The sequence below is a fragment of the Geothermobacter hydrogeniphilus genome (assembly GCF_002093115.1).
Classification (GTDB): Bacteria; Desulfobacterota; Desulfuromonadia; order Desulfuromonadales; family Geothermobacteraceae; genus Geothermobacter_A; species Geothermobacter_A hydrogeniphilus.
The window spans coordinates 1-16907 of record NZ_NAAD01000028.1 but is presented as its reverse complement, the minus strand read 5'-3'; the positions used below and the strand labels follow the sequence as shown (position 1 = coordinate 16907).

At 61.0% G+C, this 16907-nt stretch carries 13 protein-coding genes, 1 tRNA gene and 1 other RNA gene; all 15 read left to right on the top strand.

Annotated features, from left to right (window positions below):
• Nucleotides 1-70: 70 nt before the first annotated feature.
• The 15 genes from hisIE to B5V00_RS15240 all read left to right on the top strand — a co-directional run bounded on the left by hisIE (nucleotide 71) and on the right by B5V00_RS15240 (nucleotide 16607).
• Nucleotides 71-763 (top strand): bifunctional phosphoribosyl-AMP cyclohydrolase/phosphoribosyl-ATP diphosphatase HisIE, encoded by a 693-nt coding sequence (hisIE, locus tag B5V00_RS15310; RefSeq protein ID WP_085011679.1) that lies wholly within the window; start codon nucleotides 71-73, stop codon nucleotides 761-763.
• Between the two features lie 148 nt (nucleotides 764-911).
• Nucleotides 912-1358, top strand: a complete 447-nt coding sequence (locus B5V00_RS15305) for a GatB/YqeY domain-containing protein (protein ID WP_085011678.1) — start codon at nucleotides 912-914, stop codon at nucleotides 1356-1358.
• Nucleotides 1359-1373: 15 nt separating this feature from the next.
• Nucleotides 1374-1865 (top strand): CvpA family protein, encoded by a 492-nt coding sequence (locus tag B5V00_RS15300; RefSeq protein ID WP_085011677.1) that lies wholly within the window; start codon nucleotides 1374-1376, stop codon nucleotides 1863-1865.
• Nucleotides 1866-4220, top strand: a complete 2355-nt coding sequence (locus B5V00_RS15295) for an endonuclease MutS2 (protein WP_085011676.1) — start codon at nucleotides 1866-1868, stop codon at nucleotides 4218-4220.
• On the top strand, nucleotides 4220-6061 hold the full coding sequence (gene dnaG / locus B5V00_RS15290; RefSeq protein WP_085011675.1) for a DNA primase: 1842 nt from the start codon (nucleotides 4220-4222) through the stop codon (nucleotides 6059-6061). The genes B5V00_RS15295 and dnaG overlap by 1 nt, the downstream gene beginning before the upstream one ends.
• Nucleotides 6062-6110: 49 nt before the next feature.
• Nucleotides 6111-7871 carry an RNA polymerase sigma factor RpoD gene (gene rpoD, locus B5V00_RS15285; RefSeq protein WP_085011674.1) on the top strand — a complete coding sequence of 587 codons (1761 nt, stop codon included), beginning with the start codon at nucleotides 6111-6113 and terminating at the stop codon, nucleotides 7869-7871.
• A gap of 82 nt (nucleotides 7872-7953) precedes the next feature.
• A tRNA-Ile gene (locus B5V00_RS15280) sits at nucleotides 7954-8029 on the top strand.
• Between the two features lie 95 nt (nucleotides 8030-8124).
• Nucleotides 8125-9255: a Nif3-like dinuclear metal center hexameric protein gene (locus B5V00_RS15275; protein ID WP_085011673.1), complete on the top strand. Its 1131-nt coding sequence runs from the start codon at nucleotides 8125-8127 to the stop codon at nucleotides 9253-9255.
• Nucleotides 9256-9375: 120 nt separating this feature from the next.
• On the top strand, nucleotides 9376-10089 hold the full coding sequence (locus tag B5V00_RS15270; protein WP_139800803.1) for a zinc ribbon domain-containing protein: 714 nt from the start codon (nucleotides 9376-9378) through the stop codon (nucleotides 10087-10089).
• Between the two features lie 20 nt (nucleotides 10090-10109).
• Nucleotides 10110-10498: RNase P RNA component class A (gene rnpB / locus B5V00_RS15265), an RNA gene on the top strand.
• Nucleotides 10499-11032: 534 nt separating this feature from the next.
• Nucleotides 11033-11575: a hypothetical protein gene (locus B5V00_RS15260; RefSeq protein ID WP_085011671.1), complete on the top strand. Its 543-nt coding sequence runs from the start codon at nucleotides 11033-11035 to the stop codon at nucleotides 11573-11575.
• 229 nt (nucleotides 11576-11804) lie between these two features.
• Complete coding sequence (locus tag B5V00_RS15255) at nucleotides 11805-12836, top strand: LOG family protein (protein ID WP_085011670.1); 1032 nt, start codon at nucleotides 11805-11807, stop codon at nucleotides 12834-12836.
• 126 nt (nucleotides 12837-12962) lie between these two features.
• Nucleotides 12963-13940 (top strand): TAXI family TRAP transporter solute-binding subunit, encoded by a 978-nt coding sequence (locus tag B5V00_RS15250; protein ID WP_085011669.1) that lies wholly within the window; start codon nucleotides 12963-12965, stop codon nucleotides 13938-13940.
• A gap of 99 nt (nucleotides 13941-14039) precedes the next feature.
• Complete coding sequence (locus B5V00_RS15245; protein WP_085011668.1) at nucleotides 14040-16109, top strand: TRAP transporter permease; 2070 nt, start codon at nucleotides 14040-14042, stop codon at nucleotides 16107-16109.
• A 12-nt stretch (nucleotides 16110-16121) separates the two neighbouring features.
• The gene (locus B5V00_RS15240; protein WP_085011667.1) at nucleotides 16122-16607 is read left to right on the top strand and encodes a universal stress protein; all 486 of its coding nucleotides are present in this window, start codon (nucleotides 16122-16124) and stop codon (nucleotides 16605-16607) included.
• The last annotated feature ends 300 nt before the right edge of the window (nucleotides 16608-16907 follow it).

The following is a 16907-nucleotide window of genomic DNA, read 5'->3' as shown; positions in this document are numbered from 1 at the left end:
ACTCTCCGTTAAAAAGGTTTTCTTTGTGTCCTTGGTGTCTTGGTGGCTATAACCCCCAAAGGTTCTCGATATGTCCCTGATCGAACAGCTCAAATTCGACGACAACGGCCTGATCCCGGCAATCACCCAGGATGCCGACAGCGGCGAGGTGCTGATGATGGCCTGGATGAACGCCGAGGCGGTGGAACAGACCCTGGCTGTCGGCAAGGTCCACTACTATTCCCGTTCGCGGCAGAAGTTGTGGATGAAAGGTGAATCCTCAGGGCATGTTCAGCAGGTCAGGGAAATTCGTTTCGATTGCGACAACGACTGTTTGCTGATCAAGGTTGAGCAGCAGGGCGCCGCCTGCCACACCGGTCAGCGCAGCTGTTTCTATCGCAAGTGGGACGGCCGGCCTGTCGAGACGGGTGGTAAGGTGGTCGATGCCGCCTCCCTCTATGCCCGCAATGACATTCTTGAGGCGCTCTACAACATCATCCAGGAGCGCAGGCAACTGGCCGACGGGGAAAAATCCTATGTCAAATCGCTGTTCGACAAGGGGCTCGACAAGATCCTCGGCAAGATCGGCGAAGAGGCGACTGAGACCGCGGTGGCCGGCAAGGGAGGTAACAGGGATGAGGTGATCTACGAGGTTGCCGATCTCTTCTTCCATGTGCTGGTGCTGCTCGGTTATTACGACCTGCCGCCGGAAAGGATTTATGCCGAGCTGCGGCGGCGGTTAGGTCTTTCCGGGATTGAAGAGAAGGCCGCTCGCGGCAAATAAGTGCCGGCTGTGTTAGGTTGAAATAATCTTCTATCCCTTGAAAAATAAATTTCATCACCTTATCATATAAAATTCGCTTACTCTGGGCGCCGGCTTGTCCGGTCGCCCTGTTTGCATTTTCCCCTCCTCCGGGAAGGAGCTTGTCCCCATGAGTCTGCAGGATCAATTGCTCGATGCGATGAAGACCGCCATGAAAGCCAGGGACTCGCTGCGCCTTGCGACCATTCGCGGGGTTCGTACGGCGATCAAGAACCGGGAGATCGAAATCGGCAGTCCGCTCGATGACGAGGCGGTGATCAGCGTCATTGCGACCCTGGCCAAGCAGCGCCGTGAAGCCGCGTCTGCCTTCCGTGACGGTGATCGGCCGGAGCTGGCCGAAAAGGAAGAGGCTGAACTGCTGGTGCTGCAGGAGTTTCTGCCGGCGCAGTTGGATGAAGCGGATCTCCGGGCCATGGTCGAAGAGACGGTCACCGCGCTCGGCGCGGCGGGGATGAAAGACATGGGACGGGTGATGAAGGAACTGACGGCCAGGACCAAGGGGCGCGCGGACGGCAAGCTGGTCAGCGACCTGGTCAGGGCCCGGCTGGCGGGTTAGGGTCGACATCAGGGCATGAACGGCTTCGATATCGCGATCCTGGGGGTGATGGCCGCCTTTCTTCTCAAGGGGGCGTTGCGCGGACTGCTCAAGGAAGTCTGCTCGCTGCTCGGCCTGGTGGTGGGCGGCTTTCTCGCCTTTCGCTACCAGGGGCCGCTCGGCGAAGTGCTGATGAAGGCCTGCGACTGGCCGGCTCAGGTCTGCGTGGTGCTGGCTTTCCTGGCCCTGTTCCTCTCCAGCATCGTCCTGTTCGGGGCAATCGGTTTCCTGTTGTCGCGTTTCGTCAAGCTGGTTTTTCTCGGTGGATTGAACCGTGTCGCTGGAGGCTTTTTCGGCCTTGCCCAGGGCGTGCTGCTGCTGGCCATTGTCCTTTTCGCCCTCTCTCTACGGCCCCTGCCGGGCGGATTGACTCCGGTGCTGCGCCGGTCGCAGTTGGCGCCGCCGCTGGTCACCCTCGGCAAGTCGGCGATGAACGGCAGTCGCAGTCTGCTGTACGGCGGGCGCTGAATGGCCGGACACAGCCTGCGGGTTCTCGAATATCAACGCATTCGCGAACTGCTGGCGATGCGCACCCGGACCGAGCCCGGCCGCCTGGCGGCGCTGGCGTTGGAACCGCTGTCCGGGAGGGAAGAGATTTCCGCGGCGCTTGCGGAAGTTGATGAAGCCCGTCGCCTGTTGGACGAGCAGGGAGAGGCTCCGCTCGGCGGCGTCGCTGATCTGCGCGAAGCCCTGCGCCGGGTTGAGGTCGAAGACGCCTGGCTCGATATCGAAGCTCTGGCGGAGGTCCATCGGGCCATCTGTTGCGCCGGAGAATGCCGGGCTTATTTTCAGCGCTCCTCGCGCGCGCCCCGGCTGGCGACCCGGGCGGAGCAGTTGCAGCCTCTGGCCGGGTTGCGTGCGGCGCTGGGGGAGAGTATCGGCCCGCGGGGAGAGGTACTCGACGGCGCGTCGTTTGAACTGGCTGAACTGCGCGCCCGGATTCGTACTCTGCGCGCCCGGATTCGTCAGCGCCTCGAAGCGCTGCTGGCGGATGAGCAGCTGGCGCCGGCGTTTCAGGATCGCCTGATCACCGAACGCGGTGATCGTTATGTTCTGCCGGTGCGGGCCGACCGGCGTGGCCTGTTGCGCGGCTTTGTCCATGATGAATCGGGCAGTGGCCAGACTCTCTATGTTGAGCCGGCCGCGACCCTGGAGGCGAACAACGAACTCTGCCACCTGCTGCACGAGGAGCAGCGGGAGGTGCGACGGATCCTGCTGCGGTTAAGCGCGGCGGTGCGGCGGGCGATTCCCGAACTGCTGGCCAACCAGCAGGTTCTCGGGTGTCTCGACCTGCGTTGCGCCGCGGGGCGTCTTTCGCGGGACTATGGCGGTTGCGCGCCGCGGTTGACGGCGGCGCCCGAATTCGACCTGCGCCAGGCACGTCATCCGCTGCTGTTGTTCGATGCCGACGGTGCGGTCAACAACCGGGTTGCCGTACCGATTGATCTGCGGCTGGGCGCCGAGGCGCGGGTGCTGGTCATCAGCGGACCGAATACCGGCGGCAAAACTGTCGCTCTCAAGACCCTCGGCCTGTTGCAGTTGATGCTCGCCTCGGGATTGCATATCCCCTGTCATCCCGACAGCCGCACCTGCCTGTTCGGCAAGGTGCTGGCGGATATCGGCGACGAACAGGACATTGCCGCCAATCTGTCGACCTTTTCCGGGCATCTGCGCCAGGTGCGGGAGGTGCTGCGGCAGGCGGATGAGAACAGCCTGGTGCTGCTCGACGAAGTCGGGACCGGAACCGACCCGGTGGAGGGTGGGGCGCTGGCCATGGCCCTGCTCGAAGAGTTGCGCGTCCGGCGGTCGAAAACGGTGGTGACCACCCATCTCAACCTGGTCAAGGGATATGCCCAGCTGACCGAAGAGGTGGTCAACGCCGCGGTGGAATTCGACCCGGAGACCCTGGAGCCGACCTACCGGCTGCACTACGGGGTCCCCGGGGCCAGTGGCGCTTTCACCATCGCCCGGCGCATGGGCCTGCCGGATGAACTGCTGCAGCGGGCCGAGAGCTATCTTGCCCCCGGCGACCGTTCCGGGCAGCAACTGCTGGAAGAGTTGAACCGCTTGCGGCAGCAGGCCGCCGAAGATGCCGCCGAGGCCGAGCGTCTGAAGCGCCTGGCCGGACAGGAGCGGGAACGTCGTCGTGTCTTGCTGCACGAATTTGAACAGCAACGGCGCGATCTGCTCGACAAGGCCCGTCGCCAGGCGCGAAAACTGGTGCGTGATGCCGAAACCCGGCTGCGGCAGCTGTTCGAGGAGGCCAGGGGGGATGGGCTGTCAACCCCGCGCCAGGCCGAACTGGCCCGGGCCGTGCGTGATGTGGCGGCCGAGTCCCCGCGGCCGGCGCCGGTGGCCGGTGCGCGGCCGTGTCGCGCCCTTGAACCGGGAGAGCTGGTACGGTTGCGGCGCCTGGGCAGCGAGGGGGAAGTGGTCAGGGTTGACGGTGAGCAGGTTGACCTGTTGCTGGCCGGTAAACGTCTGCGCTGCCGCCTGGCCGATCTCGAATTCGAATCCCGGCCGCGTTATCCGGGGAAGCGCGCGGCGCGTGTTCGCGGCGTCCGGGTGCGCGAAGGATTTCAGCCGAAGCTGCTGCTGGTCGGCAGCCGGGTCGACGAGGCCCTGCCGCGCCTGGAGCGTTTTCTCGACGATGCCCTGCTCAACCAGCAACGCCGGGTCGAGGTGGTCCACGGCAGCGGTGAAGGTGTGCTGCGCCGGGCGGTACGTGAGTTGCTGGCCGGGCACCGCGCGGTGACGGCGTTTCATGCCGCTGATCTCAGTCAGGGGGGGGACAACGTGACCGTGGTGGAGTTGGAGAATTGATGGGGCGTATCCCCGAAGAGATCGTTGAGCAGGTGCGTGACCGGATCGATATCGTCGAGCTGGTCGGGCGATATGTCGCATTGAAGCGCAGCGGTGTGAACAACTTCGGGCTCTGCCCGTTTCACAGTGAGAAATCGCCCTCGTTCAATGTCAACAGCGCCCGGCAGATTTTTCATTGTTTCGGTTGCGGCGAGGGAGGCAATGCCATCACCTTCCTGATGAAGATGGAGGGACTCGGTTTCAAGGATGCCGTTCGTCGGCTGGCGGGTGAGGCCGGTATCGAAATCGCAGAGGAGCGCCTCTCGCCGGAGCAGGAGGCCGCCCGTCGCGAGAACGAGAAACTGCGTCGTCTCAACGAGGTGGCCTGCGGGTTTTATCAGCAGATGCTGCTGCAGAAGTCGGTCGGCGGCGCTGCCCAGCAGTACCTGAATACCCGCGGCTACGGGCAGAAGATGGCGCAGGCGTTTCAGCTCGGCTATGCCCCGGACCGTTGGGACGCGCTGTTGACTCACCTGCGGGAGAAGGGGCTCGATATCGATCCGGCGCGGCGGTTGGGACTGGTTCGTCCCGGCAAGCAGGGTCGTGGTGACTACGACCTGTTTCGCGGGCGGCTGATTTTCCCGATCTTCGATCACTACGGCCAGGTGGTCGCTTTCGGCGGTCGGATATTGAGTGGAGACGGCGCGAAGTACATCAATTCACCCGAGTCGCCGATTTACCATAAGAGCCGGGTTCTCTACGGGCTCTATCGTGCCAAGGAGGCGATGCGGCGCAGCGACATGGCGATCGTGGTCGAGGGGTATTTCGACGTGCTGGCCATGCACCGGGCGGGGATCACCCAGGCCGTCGCCACCTGCGGTACGGCACTGACCCTGGACCATGCCCGGTTGCTGAAGCGCTACGCACAGAAGCTGGTGCTGCTCTTTGACCAGGATCAGGCCGGGCAGACGGCGGCCCTGCGGGCGATGGAGGTTGCCCTGCCGGAAGGGCTGGAGGTCCAGATCGTCAATCTGGCCCCCGGTGAGGACCCCGATTCCTTTCTTGCCGGTGCCGGCCGCGAGGCTTTTGACAACTGCCTGACCCGGGCCCGGCCGGTTCTGGAGTGGTACATGGATCGCCTGCTGGTTGCCGGCAGCGGGGTTTCCGAACAGGCCAGGGGGGTGGACGAGATTCTGCAGCGCATCGGCCTGCTGCCGGGGGAGATTGAACGCAGCCTCTACCTGAAGCAGCTGGCCGGTCGCACCGGTCTGGCGGAAGACCTGCTGCAGCGCAAGCTCGGCGAGCTGCAGCGGTCGCGTCCCCGGATTGAAGTGCAGTTGGCGCCTCCTCCTCCGGAGAGGTTCCCGGTTGAACCGTCTCCACCGGGACCATTGCCCGAGGAGCCTGGTCTTTCCGGACCGTCGCACCGGGAAGGGCCGACCAAGGCCGAACGGATGCTGTTGCAACTGCTGCTGGTGAACCGGGAGTTTCTGCCGCAGGTGGAGCAACTCGTGAACCCGGAGGAGCTGCTGCACCCTGATATCTCCGCCCTGGTCCGCGCCTTCGGTCGTCATCCCGAAGCCGACCCGGAGGATTTGCTGGAGTCGACTGAGCTTGATGGACAGCAAAAGGAGGTTTTGTCGGGTATCCTTAAGGAAAACCCGGATGCCCTGGGTGACGATCTGGAGGCCATTTTCGCCAACTGTCGCAAAGGGATTGAAGATAGCGCGATCAGAAAGGAAATGAAGAAACTCAAACAGCGGATCGCCCTGGTTGAGCGTTCCGGTCCGCGCGACGAACTTGTCGCATTGAACAGGAAAATGACGGAACTCGGCCAGCGTCTCAAGGGGACGGGTCGATAATCTTAATTCATAAAAGCGGCCTGTGGTCGCGACGAGGAGAACACGAGGCATGTCGAAGAAAACCTCGATGGATGAAGTTCAGCAACTGATCGATCTCGGCAAGGAAAAAGGCTACCTGACCTACGATGAGGTCAACGATATCCTGCCTTCGGACATGGTTGGGTCGGAACGGCTCGACAGTGTCATGACCCTGTTCGGAGAGATGGATATTGAAGTTGTCGATTCCGAAACGAAGGCCACCAACCGCAAGGAGGCGGAACTCGATACCCCGTCCCGGGATGATGAGGAAGAAGAGTTCGAGGCCGGCACCATGGGGCGCACCAGTGACCCGGTGCGTATGTACCTGCGGGAAATGGGACAGGTTTCGTTGTTGACCCGCGAGGGTGAGGTGGAGATTGCCAAGCGCATCGAAGAGGGCGAAGCCCTGGTGACGCGGGTGATTCTGAAAACCCCGATCGCCTTCCGCGAGGTGATTGCCCTTGGAGAGCGGCTCAACAAGGGACAGATCGGCGTGGCTGAAATCACCAAGGAATATGACGAGGAAGAAGGCAGTGAAGCGGCCGTCCGGCAGCAGGAGCGGGTGCAGGCGCTGATTGCGGAAATCGCCGAACTGAATCCCAGCCTGCGCGAGAAACGGGAGCGTCTGGCGACCCCGAAGTTGCCGAAGGAGGAGAAGGAGCGGCTGGAAGAAGAATCCCGCGAGCTGGGTGAGCGGATTGCCGAACTGCTGCGCCAGGTGCGGCTCAAGGATCACCAGGTGGCCAAGATCGTCGATCGGCTCAAGGAGTTGGGCAAACAGGTCAAGAAGGGATTGTCCGAAGTCGCCGCCTGTGAAAAGGAGCTCGGCCGCCCGCATCGTGAAATCAAGACCCTGTTGCGCAGGATGCGCAAAAATGATGATGAGGCGCGAGCCATCGCCGAGGAATTGAATGTGCCGATCGATACCCTGCTGGTGGTCGAGAAGCGCCTCAAGGGGGCCCAACGGAAATTCAAGAAGGTGCAGGAGGAGTCGGGGTTCGCTCCCGAGGAACTGGTCGAGTCGTTGAAAGAGGTGCAGAAGGGTGAATGGAAGGCCAAGCAGGCCAAGACCGAGCTGGTCGAAGCCAACCTGCGGCTGGTGGTTTCCATCGCCAAGAAATACACCAACCGCGGACTGCAGTTCCTCGATCTGATCCAGGAAGGCAATATCGGCCTGATGAAGGCGGTCGACAAGTTCGAATATCAGCGCGGCTACAAGTTTTCGACCTATGCCACCTGGTGGATCCGTCAGGCGATCACCCGCGCCATTGCCGATCAGGCCCGCACCATCCGCATCCCGGTGCACATGATCGAGACCATCAACAAGCTGATCCGCACCAGTCGTCAGCTGGTCCAGGAGATGGGGCGCGAGCCGACTCCGGAGGAGATCGCCGAGCGCATGGAGCTGCCGCTGGAGAAGGTGCGCCGGGTCCTCAAGATCGCCAAGGAGCCGATCAGTCTCGAAACCCCGATCGGTGAAGAGGAAGATTCCTCTCTCGGTGATTTCATCGAAGACAAAGCGGTGGTTTCCCCGCTGGAGGCGGTGATCAAGGGCAATCTCAGCGATTCGACCGCCAAGGTGCTGGCCACCCTGACCCCGCGCGAGGAAAAGGTGCTGCGGATGCGTTTCGGTATCGGTGAAAAATCGGATCACACCCTGGAGGAGGTCGGTCAGGATTTTCAGGTCACCCGTGAGCGTATTCGGCAGATCGAGGCCAAGGCTCTGCGCAAGTTGCGTCATCCGAGCCGGGCCAAGCGTCTGAAGAGTTTTGTCGAGGTTCCGGAGCGCTGAGGACGTCGCGATGAAAAAAACGCTCTGCTCTTGACAGTCTTCAGTGTTCTGAATAAACTAAGCTCTTCGCGTTTGTAATAGCGGGCCTATAGCTCAGTTGGTAGAGCCACCGGCTCATAACCGGTTGGTCCCAGGTTCGAGTCCTGGTGGGCCCACCACAGGGAGAACATGAGTCACCAACTCATATCTGCATACCTTCTCTTGAAAGAGTCAAAAAGAGTGCAACCCTAGAGTTGCACTCTTTTTCTTTGCCATGGCCAAAGAACGCATCATACGCATTCATGATCTGCTCGGCGCCCTGAACGGATTGTACCCCCCGGCGCTGGCTGAGGACTGGGACAATGTCGGCCTGCAGGTCGGAGATCCGGGGTCTGAAGTCCGCCGGGTTCTGGTCTGTCTGGATGTCAATGAAGCGGCCGTGCAACGGGCCGTCGCCGCCGGCGCCCAGGCCCTGATTGCCCATCATCCACTGCTGCTCAAGCCGTTGAAACGGGTCAGCCCGGGTGACGAACCGGGGCGGTCGGTCTTCGCCGCGATTCGCGCCGAAGTTGCCGTCCTCTGTGCTCACACCAATCTTGATCGCGCCTGCCCCGGCCTCAACGACTGGCTGGCGGACAGACTCGGGTTGAACGGGACGCAGCCGTTGCTGGGCGGACGGGAAGGCGAGTTGCTGAAACTGGTGGTTTTCATCCCGGACGGTCATCAGGATGCCGTCGCCGAGGCCCTGTTTGCCGCCGGCGCCGGGCGGATCGGGGCTTATGACTGCTGTTCTTTCCGGGTTTTTGGAGAGGGAAGTTTTCGCGCCGGTCCTGATTGCACCCCGTTTATCGGCCGTCCCGGTGAACGGGAACGGACCCCGGAGTGGCGTCTGGAAGTGGCCGTGCCGGCTGAACTCAGCGGGCGGGTGATCAACCGGCTGCTCAAGGCACATCCCTATGAGGATGTTGCCTACGACCTTTTTCCGCTGCGGAACCGGCGGGAGGATATCGGTCTCGGCCGCATCGGTCGGTTATCAGCCGAAATCAGTCTTGAAGCCTTCGCCCGTCGGGTGAAGGACGCCCTGGCTCTCGATCATCTGCGGCTGGTCGGAGATCCGCGACAACCGGTCGAAAAAGTGGCCGTCTGCGGCGGCAGCGGCGCCTTTCTGATTCATGAAGCGGCGCGTCGGGGGGCGGATGTTCTGGTAACCGGTGACATCAAGTACCATGAAGCCCGCAGTGCCGAGCAGCTGGGTCTCGGGTTGCTCGATGCCGGACATTTCGGTACTGAACAGCTGGTCGTGGATGACCTGCGGGCCGCGTTGTCAGCCATCGCCGAACAACGGCAATGGCCGGTTGAGTTTGTTTCGATGTCGGGGGAGAAGGAACCTTTTCAGGTGATCTGATCCCCTGTTTTTTTGTCCACCCCGGGTTTGCGGGCATTTTCCCGTGGCCATGTCCTGTCCGGACGGCCATGGCGCATGTTCGCCGATTCGGGCCGAACCCGAAGTGCGGAGGTTTGAACCTTGCAAGAGAAGCTAGTTGTATTGCGGGAGCTGCAGAGCCTTGACCAGCAGTTGATTCAGCTGGATGAAAAGCGCCGGCAGCTCGAAAGCGCCATTTCCGAACAGCGTCTGGAAATGGCCCGGGTCCAGGAGATGGTTGACGGTCTGGCCGACGAGATGGAAGGGTTTCAGACCCGTCGTCGCGAATTGAATGATGCCATCGCCCAGGAAGAGCGGAATATCGAGCGTTCCGACGCCCGTCTGCCCGACATCAAGACCCAGAAAGAGTATGTCGCGGTGCTGAAGGAAATTGACACTGCCAAGGCGATGATTCGGGATCTGCAGGCGCAGTTGACCGAGGTCGACCGGCAGCTTGAGTCCCTCGGCAGTGACCGTGCCGAAAAAGAGCAGGAGCTCGCCTCTCTGGCCGCGACCGTCGAGGCCCGGCAGGCCGAGGTCGACCAGGAAATGGCCGGCTTCTCCTCCAGTGTCGCTGAAATGAACGGCAGGAAGGAGAGCCTGCTGGAACAGATTCCGGCCGGGGTGCGCAAGCGCTACCAGACCCTGATCTCGCGGCGCGGCGGGATGGCGGTGGTCGAGGCGCGCAACGGTGCCTGTACCGGTTGCAATATGCAGCTGCCGCCCCAGCTTTACAACAGTCTTTTCAAACTGGATAAGCCGCAATACTGCCCGCACTGCAATCGGCTGATCTACGTGCAGACCGAACAGGGCTAGAGACAGTCCGGATCGTGGTCGAAGAGGGACAGGTGATCGCCGGCCCGCTGTCATGGCGGGCGGGAGGAAAGTCCGGGCTCCGCAGGGCAGGATGGTTCCTAACGGGAACCGGGGGTGACCCCAGGGAAAGTGCCACAGAGAGAAGACCGCCACTGAAACGCTTCGGCGGAGACGTGGTAAGGGTGAAAGGGTGAGGTAAGAGCTCACCAGGTCCGGCGGTGACGTCGGATGCTCGGTAAACCCCATCCGGAGCAAGGCCGAATAGGGGAGTGTTTGAGGGCGGCCCGTCCGAGACTCCCGGGTAGGCTGCTTGAGGCCGTCGGCAACGGCGGTCCTAGATGAATGATCACCACCCCGCCGGGGGTAACCGCGGTGGGGGACAGGACCCGGCTTATGGCCCTCTTCGGCCACTTTTTTGCTGCGAGGGCGGCCGATATCCGCACATCTGCTGCGTTGCTCGCGCCTTCAGTCGCTGCGGAGTAGCTGCCGCTACACCTCACTCCTTCAGTTACGAGACGCCTTGCATCTGCACGAATCTCGACCGCCTTCAACGGTGGTACGAGGGCGGCCGATACGCATCCGCCCCTCAACGGTGGTGCGGGGGCTGAAATGCCGGGGAATATGGGTTGTATTCTTTCAGGTTTTCATGGTTTTTCTGCGCAGCCCGCTAGTTTGCCTCCCCGCGTAGACAGGTTCACGTACCACCACTGCCGGGCGGTGCTACGAGAGCGCCGCGGGTTTCGTCATCAGCATGGTTGGCAAGGGGCAGTGTCCATGCCCGCCGCCGGCGATGGCCTTTTTCTGCTTCCTCTTTTGGGCCAGCAAAAGAGGAAGGCGGCGGGCGGGGCCGCGACCCCGCGGGTTTTCTGCGAGGGCGGCCGATACGCACCCGCCTGCTGTGTTGCTTCTGCGTAATACGGTTGGAAAACAGGACTCTTCCCTCATGACCTCCTCTCACTCCCTTGAGCACAGCTGGCAGACCATCCTCACCCGCCTGACGACCGAAGTTGCCGCTCTGCCTGATGCCGAACGACGCTGGCTGGAAGTCCAGATCGACCGGATCGAACGTCTGCAGGGGCGGATGCATGATTTTTTCCTGAGCGTAGGCGGGTCGGAACTCTGCCGCGACTGCCTCGGTGCCTGCTGTGCCAGGGGGCTCCATCATGTCACCCTGGCAAACCTGTTGACCTTCCTGTTGCGCAATGATCCTGTTCCCCAGCCCGATTTTTCTTCCACCTGCCCCCTGCTTGGTCCGGGCGGCTGTCTCTGGCCGGTGCAGCGACGGCCCTTCAACTGTGTCACTTTTCTCTGTGAAGTGGTCGAAGAGCGTCTCGATGAGGCGCAGCGGGAAGAATTCTATCGTCTCGAAAAGGAGCTGCGGGCACTCTACCTTGAATGCGACCGGCGGTATGCCGGCTCCAGTCTCCGTGGCATCTGGATTGCAGCTGATCGCCTGGCGTCGCGAAACTTTCTGGATCGTCGCTAACGACTAACCTGAATCAGTAACTCCATTCCCGGCGAATAGCACAAGTCATTGACCTTCCTGCACTTTTCAAAAATCACCGGCGAACCTGTGGGGGCGCCTCAGCTTTTTGAAAACCGCACTCAGGCCAAGAACTTGCACTCTTCATCCGGCATGAGCTACTGGTTCAGGTCTATGCTATAATTAATCCTTCTTTTTCCGGGAGGATTCCCGGCCTGCTGAAGGGATAGGTATGGAACTTCATTTCAATCGCAGTAATGGTGAAATCGACGAGATAATTGAGGCCCTGGTGAATCGTGTCGGGGTTCACCATCCCAAGATTATTCGGGAAATGATTCTCAGCGCGTTGAAGGCGGGGCAGGATACCGATTACCTGGCCGACCTGAAACTGATGCGTACCACCATGAAGGAGATGCGCTATACCAACAAGGTCTTCGGGCCCTACCGGGGACGCAAGAAGGTGACCATCTTCGGCTCGGCGCGCACCGCACCTGAGGAGCCGATCTACCGCAAGTGCGTTGACTTTTCGCGGATGCTCGCCGAACACGATTACATGGTCATCACCGGCGGCGGTGGCGGCATCATGCAGGCCGGCAACGAAGGGGCGGGGGCCGACAACTCGTTCGCGGTCAATATCCGTCTTCCCTTCGAGCAGGAGACCAACCCGGTCATGGGTAACAACAACGACCGGGTCATCGTCTACAAGTACTTCTTCAACCGCAAGGTCGCGTTTCTCAAGGAAGCGCATGCCGTGGCACTCTTCCCCGGCGGATTCGGCACCATGGACGAGGCGATGGAGATCATGACCCTGATCCAGACCGGCAAGAACCCGCCGATCCCGCTGGTGATGATCGATGATGACCAGGGGGACTACTGGGAGCAGTGGTTCCAGTTCACCCGCGATACCCTGCTCAAGAAGGGGCTGATTTCGGGAGAGGATTTCAGCCTGTTTTCCATCACCCGTGATCCAGCCGAGGCGGTGGCATACATCGATGAGTTCTATCGCGTCTACCATTCGATGCGTTTTGTCGGCAAGATTCTGGTGATTCGCCTCAACAAGCCGCTTGATACCGATCATCTGCGGATTTTGACGGATGAATTTCACCAGATTCTTGCTCCGGGAAGTCATTTCCGCCTCACCGGACCGCTTGCCAAGGAACAGGACCAGCCCGACCTGCTGTCTCTGCCGCGCCTGGCTTTTGAATTCAACAATCGCAATTTCGGTCTGCTCAAGGCCTTTATCCGGCGGTTGAATTCTTTCTGATGCTGGTCGTGTTGCAAGCAGGATGACCCCTGATATAGTTGAAATCTGTGTGATTTCAGCTCTATGCCTGATTTGTCCGCTGCAGGATTTCATGGTTGTCTAACCGCCAAAAAGGAGGTGCGAACAATGAAACGTTTCTGGATTGCCTGTCTGTCTCTGCTGGTGACTCTCAGCTTTATCCCGCTGACGTCGTCGGCGGCCAGGGTGCGTTACGTCACCATCGGCACCGGGGGGGTCACCGGTGTCTATTATCCGACCGGCGGCGCCATCGCCAAGATGGTCAACAAGAAGCGCAAGCTCTACAACCTGCGGGCCACCGTCGAATCGACCGGTGGTTCGGTCTTCAACATCAACGCCATCAAGAGCGGCGACCTCGAGTTCGGCATTGTCCAGTCCGACCGTCAGTACCAGGCCTACAACGGCACCGCCGACTGGGAAGGCAAACCGTTCAAGAAGCTGCGGGCGGTCTTTTCCATCCATCCCGAGTCGGTGACCATTGTCGCCGCCGCCGACAAGCACATCAGGACCATCAATGACCTGCGCGGCAAAGTGGTCAATATCGGCAACCCCGGCTCCGGCCAGCGCGGCAACGCCATCGATGCCCTGACTGCCGCCGGCATCGATTACAAGAAGGACCTGAAGGCCGAGGGACTCAAGGCCGCCGAGTCGGCCGGCATGCTGCAGGATGGTCGTATCGATGCCTTCTTCTACACCGTCGGCCATCCCAATGGTTCGGTCAAGGAAGCCGTTGCCGGCGCCCGCAAGGTCAACTTCGTCGAGGTGCCGAAGCCGATTGTCGACAAGTTGGTAGCCCAGTTCCCCTATTATGCGTCCTCCTTCATCCCGGTCGATCAGTATCCCGGGGTGACGAACAAGGAAAATGTTCCTACCTTCGGTGTCAAAGCGACTCTCTGTACCAGCGCCGACGTGCCTGATGACGTGGTCTATGCCATCACCAAAGAAGTGTTCGAGAACTTCGAGGAATTCAAGAAACTGCACCCCGCCTACGCGGTCCTGACCAAGGAAAGCATGTTGCAGGGGCTCTCGGCGCCGATTCATCCGGGAGCGTTGAGATATTACAAGGAGGCCGGTCTGCTCAAATAGACGCCTGCTTCGGTCAGGTCACTTTTCGGCAGGAGCCGGCCGGCTCCTGCCGCTTCGTTTTCTCGGGGTTCAGTCATTCCGGACCCAGTGGAGGCTGCAATGTCCGAACCGATGCCGCAACCGGAATCAACGGGCAGTGATGAAGCCCGTCGTTTGCTGGAGGAAGAGGAGTATGGTCTGCGCCGGCCGCGTGACTGGACACGTTATCTGCTGCCGGCGGTCGCCCTCTGCTGGTCGCTGTTTCAACTCTCCCTGGCCAGCTGGCTGCTGATCGATTCCACCTATACCCGGGCGATTCATCTCGCTTTCGCTTTCGCCATCGTCTTCATGGCCTATCCGACCCTCAGGCGCCCGGTAACGATTCCCGGTCTGCGCTGGTTGGGGGAAAAACAGAAAATCCCCTGGGCCGATCTTGTTCTGGCTCTGCTGGCCGTCGCCGCGGCCCTTTACATCGCCGTCGATTATGAAGACCTGGCAACCCGCATCGGGGCACCGATTCCGCGTGACCTGCTGTTCGGCATCCTGCTGGTGCTGTTTCTGCTTGAAGCGACGCGGCGCACCATCGGCCCCGCTTTGCCGATCATCGCCATTTTCTTTTCTCTCTATGCGTTCTTCGGCCCCTATATGCCTGATTTCCTGTCCTTCAAGGGGGTCAGCATCAATCGCTACATCACCCAGATATCCCTGACTACCGAGGGAATTTACGGTATTCCGCTCGATGTTTCGGCCCGCATTGTTTTTCTTTTCGTCCTCTTCGGGGCGATGCTGGAGAAGGCCGGCGGCGGTAAGTTCTTCATCGACCTGGCGATGAGCCTGCTGGGTCGTTACAAGGGCGGACCGGCCAAGGCGGCGGTGATGAGTTCCGGGTTGACCGGGCTGGTGTCCGGGTCTTCGATCGCCAACGTGGTCACCACCGGAACCTTTACCATCCCGCTGATGAAGAAGGTCGGTTATCCGGCAAAGAAAGCGGCGGCCATCGAGGTCGCGGCGAGTACCGACGGACAGATCATGCCGCCGATCATGGGGGCGGCGGCCTTCATCATCGCCGAGTATGTCAATATCCCTTATCTCGAAGTCTGCAAGGCAGCGGCGATACCGGCTTTCGCCTCTTACGCAACCCTCTTCTTTCTGACCCATATCGAGGCCAACAAGCTCGGTCTGCGCGGCCTGCCGAAGGCCGATCTGCCCCGTTTCTTCCACACCCTGGTGGGCGGCCTGCATTACCTGGTGCCGCTGCTGGTGCTGCTTTACGAGCTGATCATTCCCCGCCATTCCCCCGATCTGGCGGCTTTTCGCGCGACCATGGTGCTGATGCTGATCATGCTCTTCCAGCATGCGGCGCGGGCCAGGATGCGCGGTGAAGGGACGGTCGCCGAAGGAGTCCGGCGGGGGTTGTCGGAGATCTACCAGGGGTTGGTGGCCGGGGCGCGCAACATGGTCAGCGTGGCGGTGGCGACGGCGGCGGCCGGGATTATCGTCGGCGTGGTGACCATGGGCCTGGGGGGATTGATCACCGATGTTATCGACACCCTGAGCCGCGGCAACATTTACGCCATGCTCGGCATCACTGCTTTTGCCAGTCTGCTGCTCGGCATGGGGCTGCCGACCACCGCCACCTACATCGTGATGGCCAGCCTCACCGCTCCGGTCATTGTCACCATTGCCGCCGACCAGGGGTTTTTCGTGCCGTTGATCGCGGCGCACCTGTTCTGCTTCTATTTCGGTATTCTGGCGGACGATACCCCCCCGGTCGGGCTGGCGGCCTACGCCGCGAGCGCCATCGCCCATTCAGAACCGATTCCGACCGGGTTGCAGGGTTTTATGTACGATATCCGTACCGCGATCCTGCCGTTCATGTTCATTTTCAATCATGATCTGCTGCTGTGGAACATCAACAGCTGGGGGCTGGCGATCCTGATTTTCATCATGACCTGCCTGGGAGCCTTCGCTTTTGCCGGTGCGACCCAGGGCTGGTTCGCCTGGCGCAATCGCTGGTGGGATGTGCCGCTGCTGCTGCTGGTCGCGGCGATGATGTTCCGGCCTGACTTTTTCGGTGAGCTGTTCGGTATCGAAAACCACTACATCGCCTATATTCCCGGATTGATCGTCCTCGGCCTGGTCATCGCCTGGCAGAAATTGCGTCAGCGGCGGTCTGCGGTCGTGGCCTGAAAGGAGAGTCTGATGATTCCCGGTTATCACACCCTGCTGTATGCGACTGACCTGTCGGACAACTCGGCCCACGCTTTTCGCCATGCCGTGAGCCTGGCGCGCCGCTACGATGCCGTCATCCATATCCTGCACGTCATGCCGGCCATGGATCCGGCGATGGAGAGCTATGTCGCGGCGGTGATGGGGGAGGAGGTCTTCGTGAAGCTGGAGCAGACCAATCGCGAAACGCTGATCGAGACCATCCGCCAGCGGCTGGAGAAATTCGCCGCTGACGAGTTGCAGGATCATCCCGAGGATCTGCAGCGGATCGCCGGTATCGAGGTCCATTACGGACGACCGGCGGCGACCATCCTCTCGGTCGCCGACCGGCTCGACCCCGATCTGATCATCTGCGGCACGCACGGCAAGGGTCTGGTGTCACATACCTTTCTCGGCAGTGTCGCGGAGAAGGTGTTGAGGAAGTCGACACGCCCCATCCTGGTGGTTCCAATTAAGTAGGGCGGCCGATACGCGCGCATCTGCGGCGTTGCTCGCGTGCCTCGTCATTCCGACGTAGCTGCCGCTACGCCTCATTCCTCGGCCCGCGAGACGCCTTGCATCTGCACACGTCTCGACCGCCTCGAAACGGTGGTGTTGGGGGGAGCGCTTAAGGCCCCGTCCTTTGGTCAGGCTCCCCTGGGCACCCCGTTTCCTTCAACGGTAGTGCTGGGGGCGGCCGATACGCGCACATCTGCTGCGTTACGCTCAGCCTTCAATCCTCGATGTAGCTGCCGCTACACCTGTGGTTTCAGTCTTCGC

Excerpts from the sequence above, each read along its gene's own strand:
- B5V00_RS15245 (WP_085011668.1), top strand. The coding sequence starts at position 14,040 with ATGTCCGAACCGATGCCGCAACCGGAATCAACGGGCAGTGATGAAGCC.
- B5V00_RS15300 (WP_085011677.1), top strand. The coding sequence starts at position 1,374 with ATGAACGGCTTCGATATCGCGATCCTGGGGGTGATGGCCGCCTTTCTT.
- dnaG (WP_085011675.1), top strand. The coding sequence starts at position 4,220 with ATGGGGCGTATCCCCGAAGAGATCGTTGAGCAGGTGCGTGACCGGATC.
- B5V00_RS15255 (WP_085011670.1), top strand. The coding sequence starts at position 11,805 with ATGGAACTTCATTTCAATCGCAGTAATGGTGAAATCGACGAGATAATT.
- B5V00_RS15305 (WP_085011678.1), top strand. The coding sequence starts at position 912 with ATGAGTCTGCAGGATCAATTGCTCGATGCGATGAAGACCGCCATGAAA.
- B5V00_RS15260 (WP_085011671.1), top strand. The coding sequence starts at position 11,033 with ATGACCTCCTCTCACTCCCTTGAGCACAGCTGGCAGACCATCCTCACC.
- B5V00_RS15240 (WP_085011667.1), top strand. The coding sequence starts at position 16,122 with ATGATTCCCGGTTATCACACCCTGCTGTATGCGACTGACCTGTCGGAC.
- B5V00_RS15250 (WP_085011669.1), top strand. The coding sequence starts at position 12,963 with ATGAAACGTTTCTGGATTGCCTGTCTGTCTCTGCTGGTGACTCTCAGC.
- B5V00_RS15295 (WP_085011676.1), top strand. The coding sequence starts at position 1,866 with ATGGCCGGACACAGCCTGCGGGTTCTCGAATATCAACGCATTCGCGAA.
- B5V00_RS15275 (WP_085011673.1), top strand. The coding sequence starts at position 8,125 with ATGGCCAAAGAACGCATCATACGCATTCATGATCTGCTCGGCGCCCTG.
- hisIE (WP_085011679.1), top strand. The coding sequence starts at position 71 with ATGTCCCTGATCGAACAGCTCAAATTCGACGACAACGGCCTGATCCCG.
- rpoD (WP_085011674.1), top strand. The coding sequence starts at position 6,111 with ATGTCGAAGAAAACCTCGATGGATGAAGTTCAGCAACTGATCGATCTC.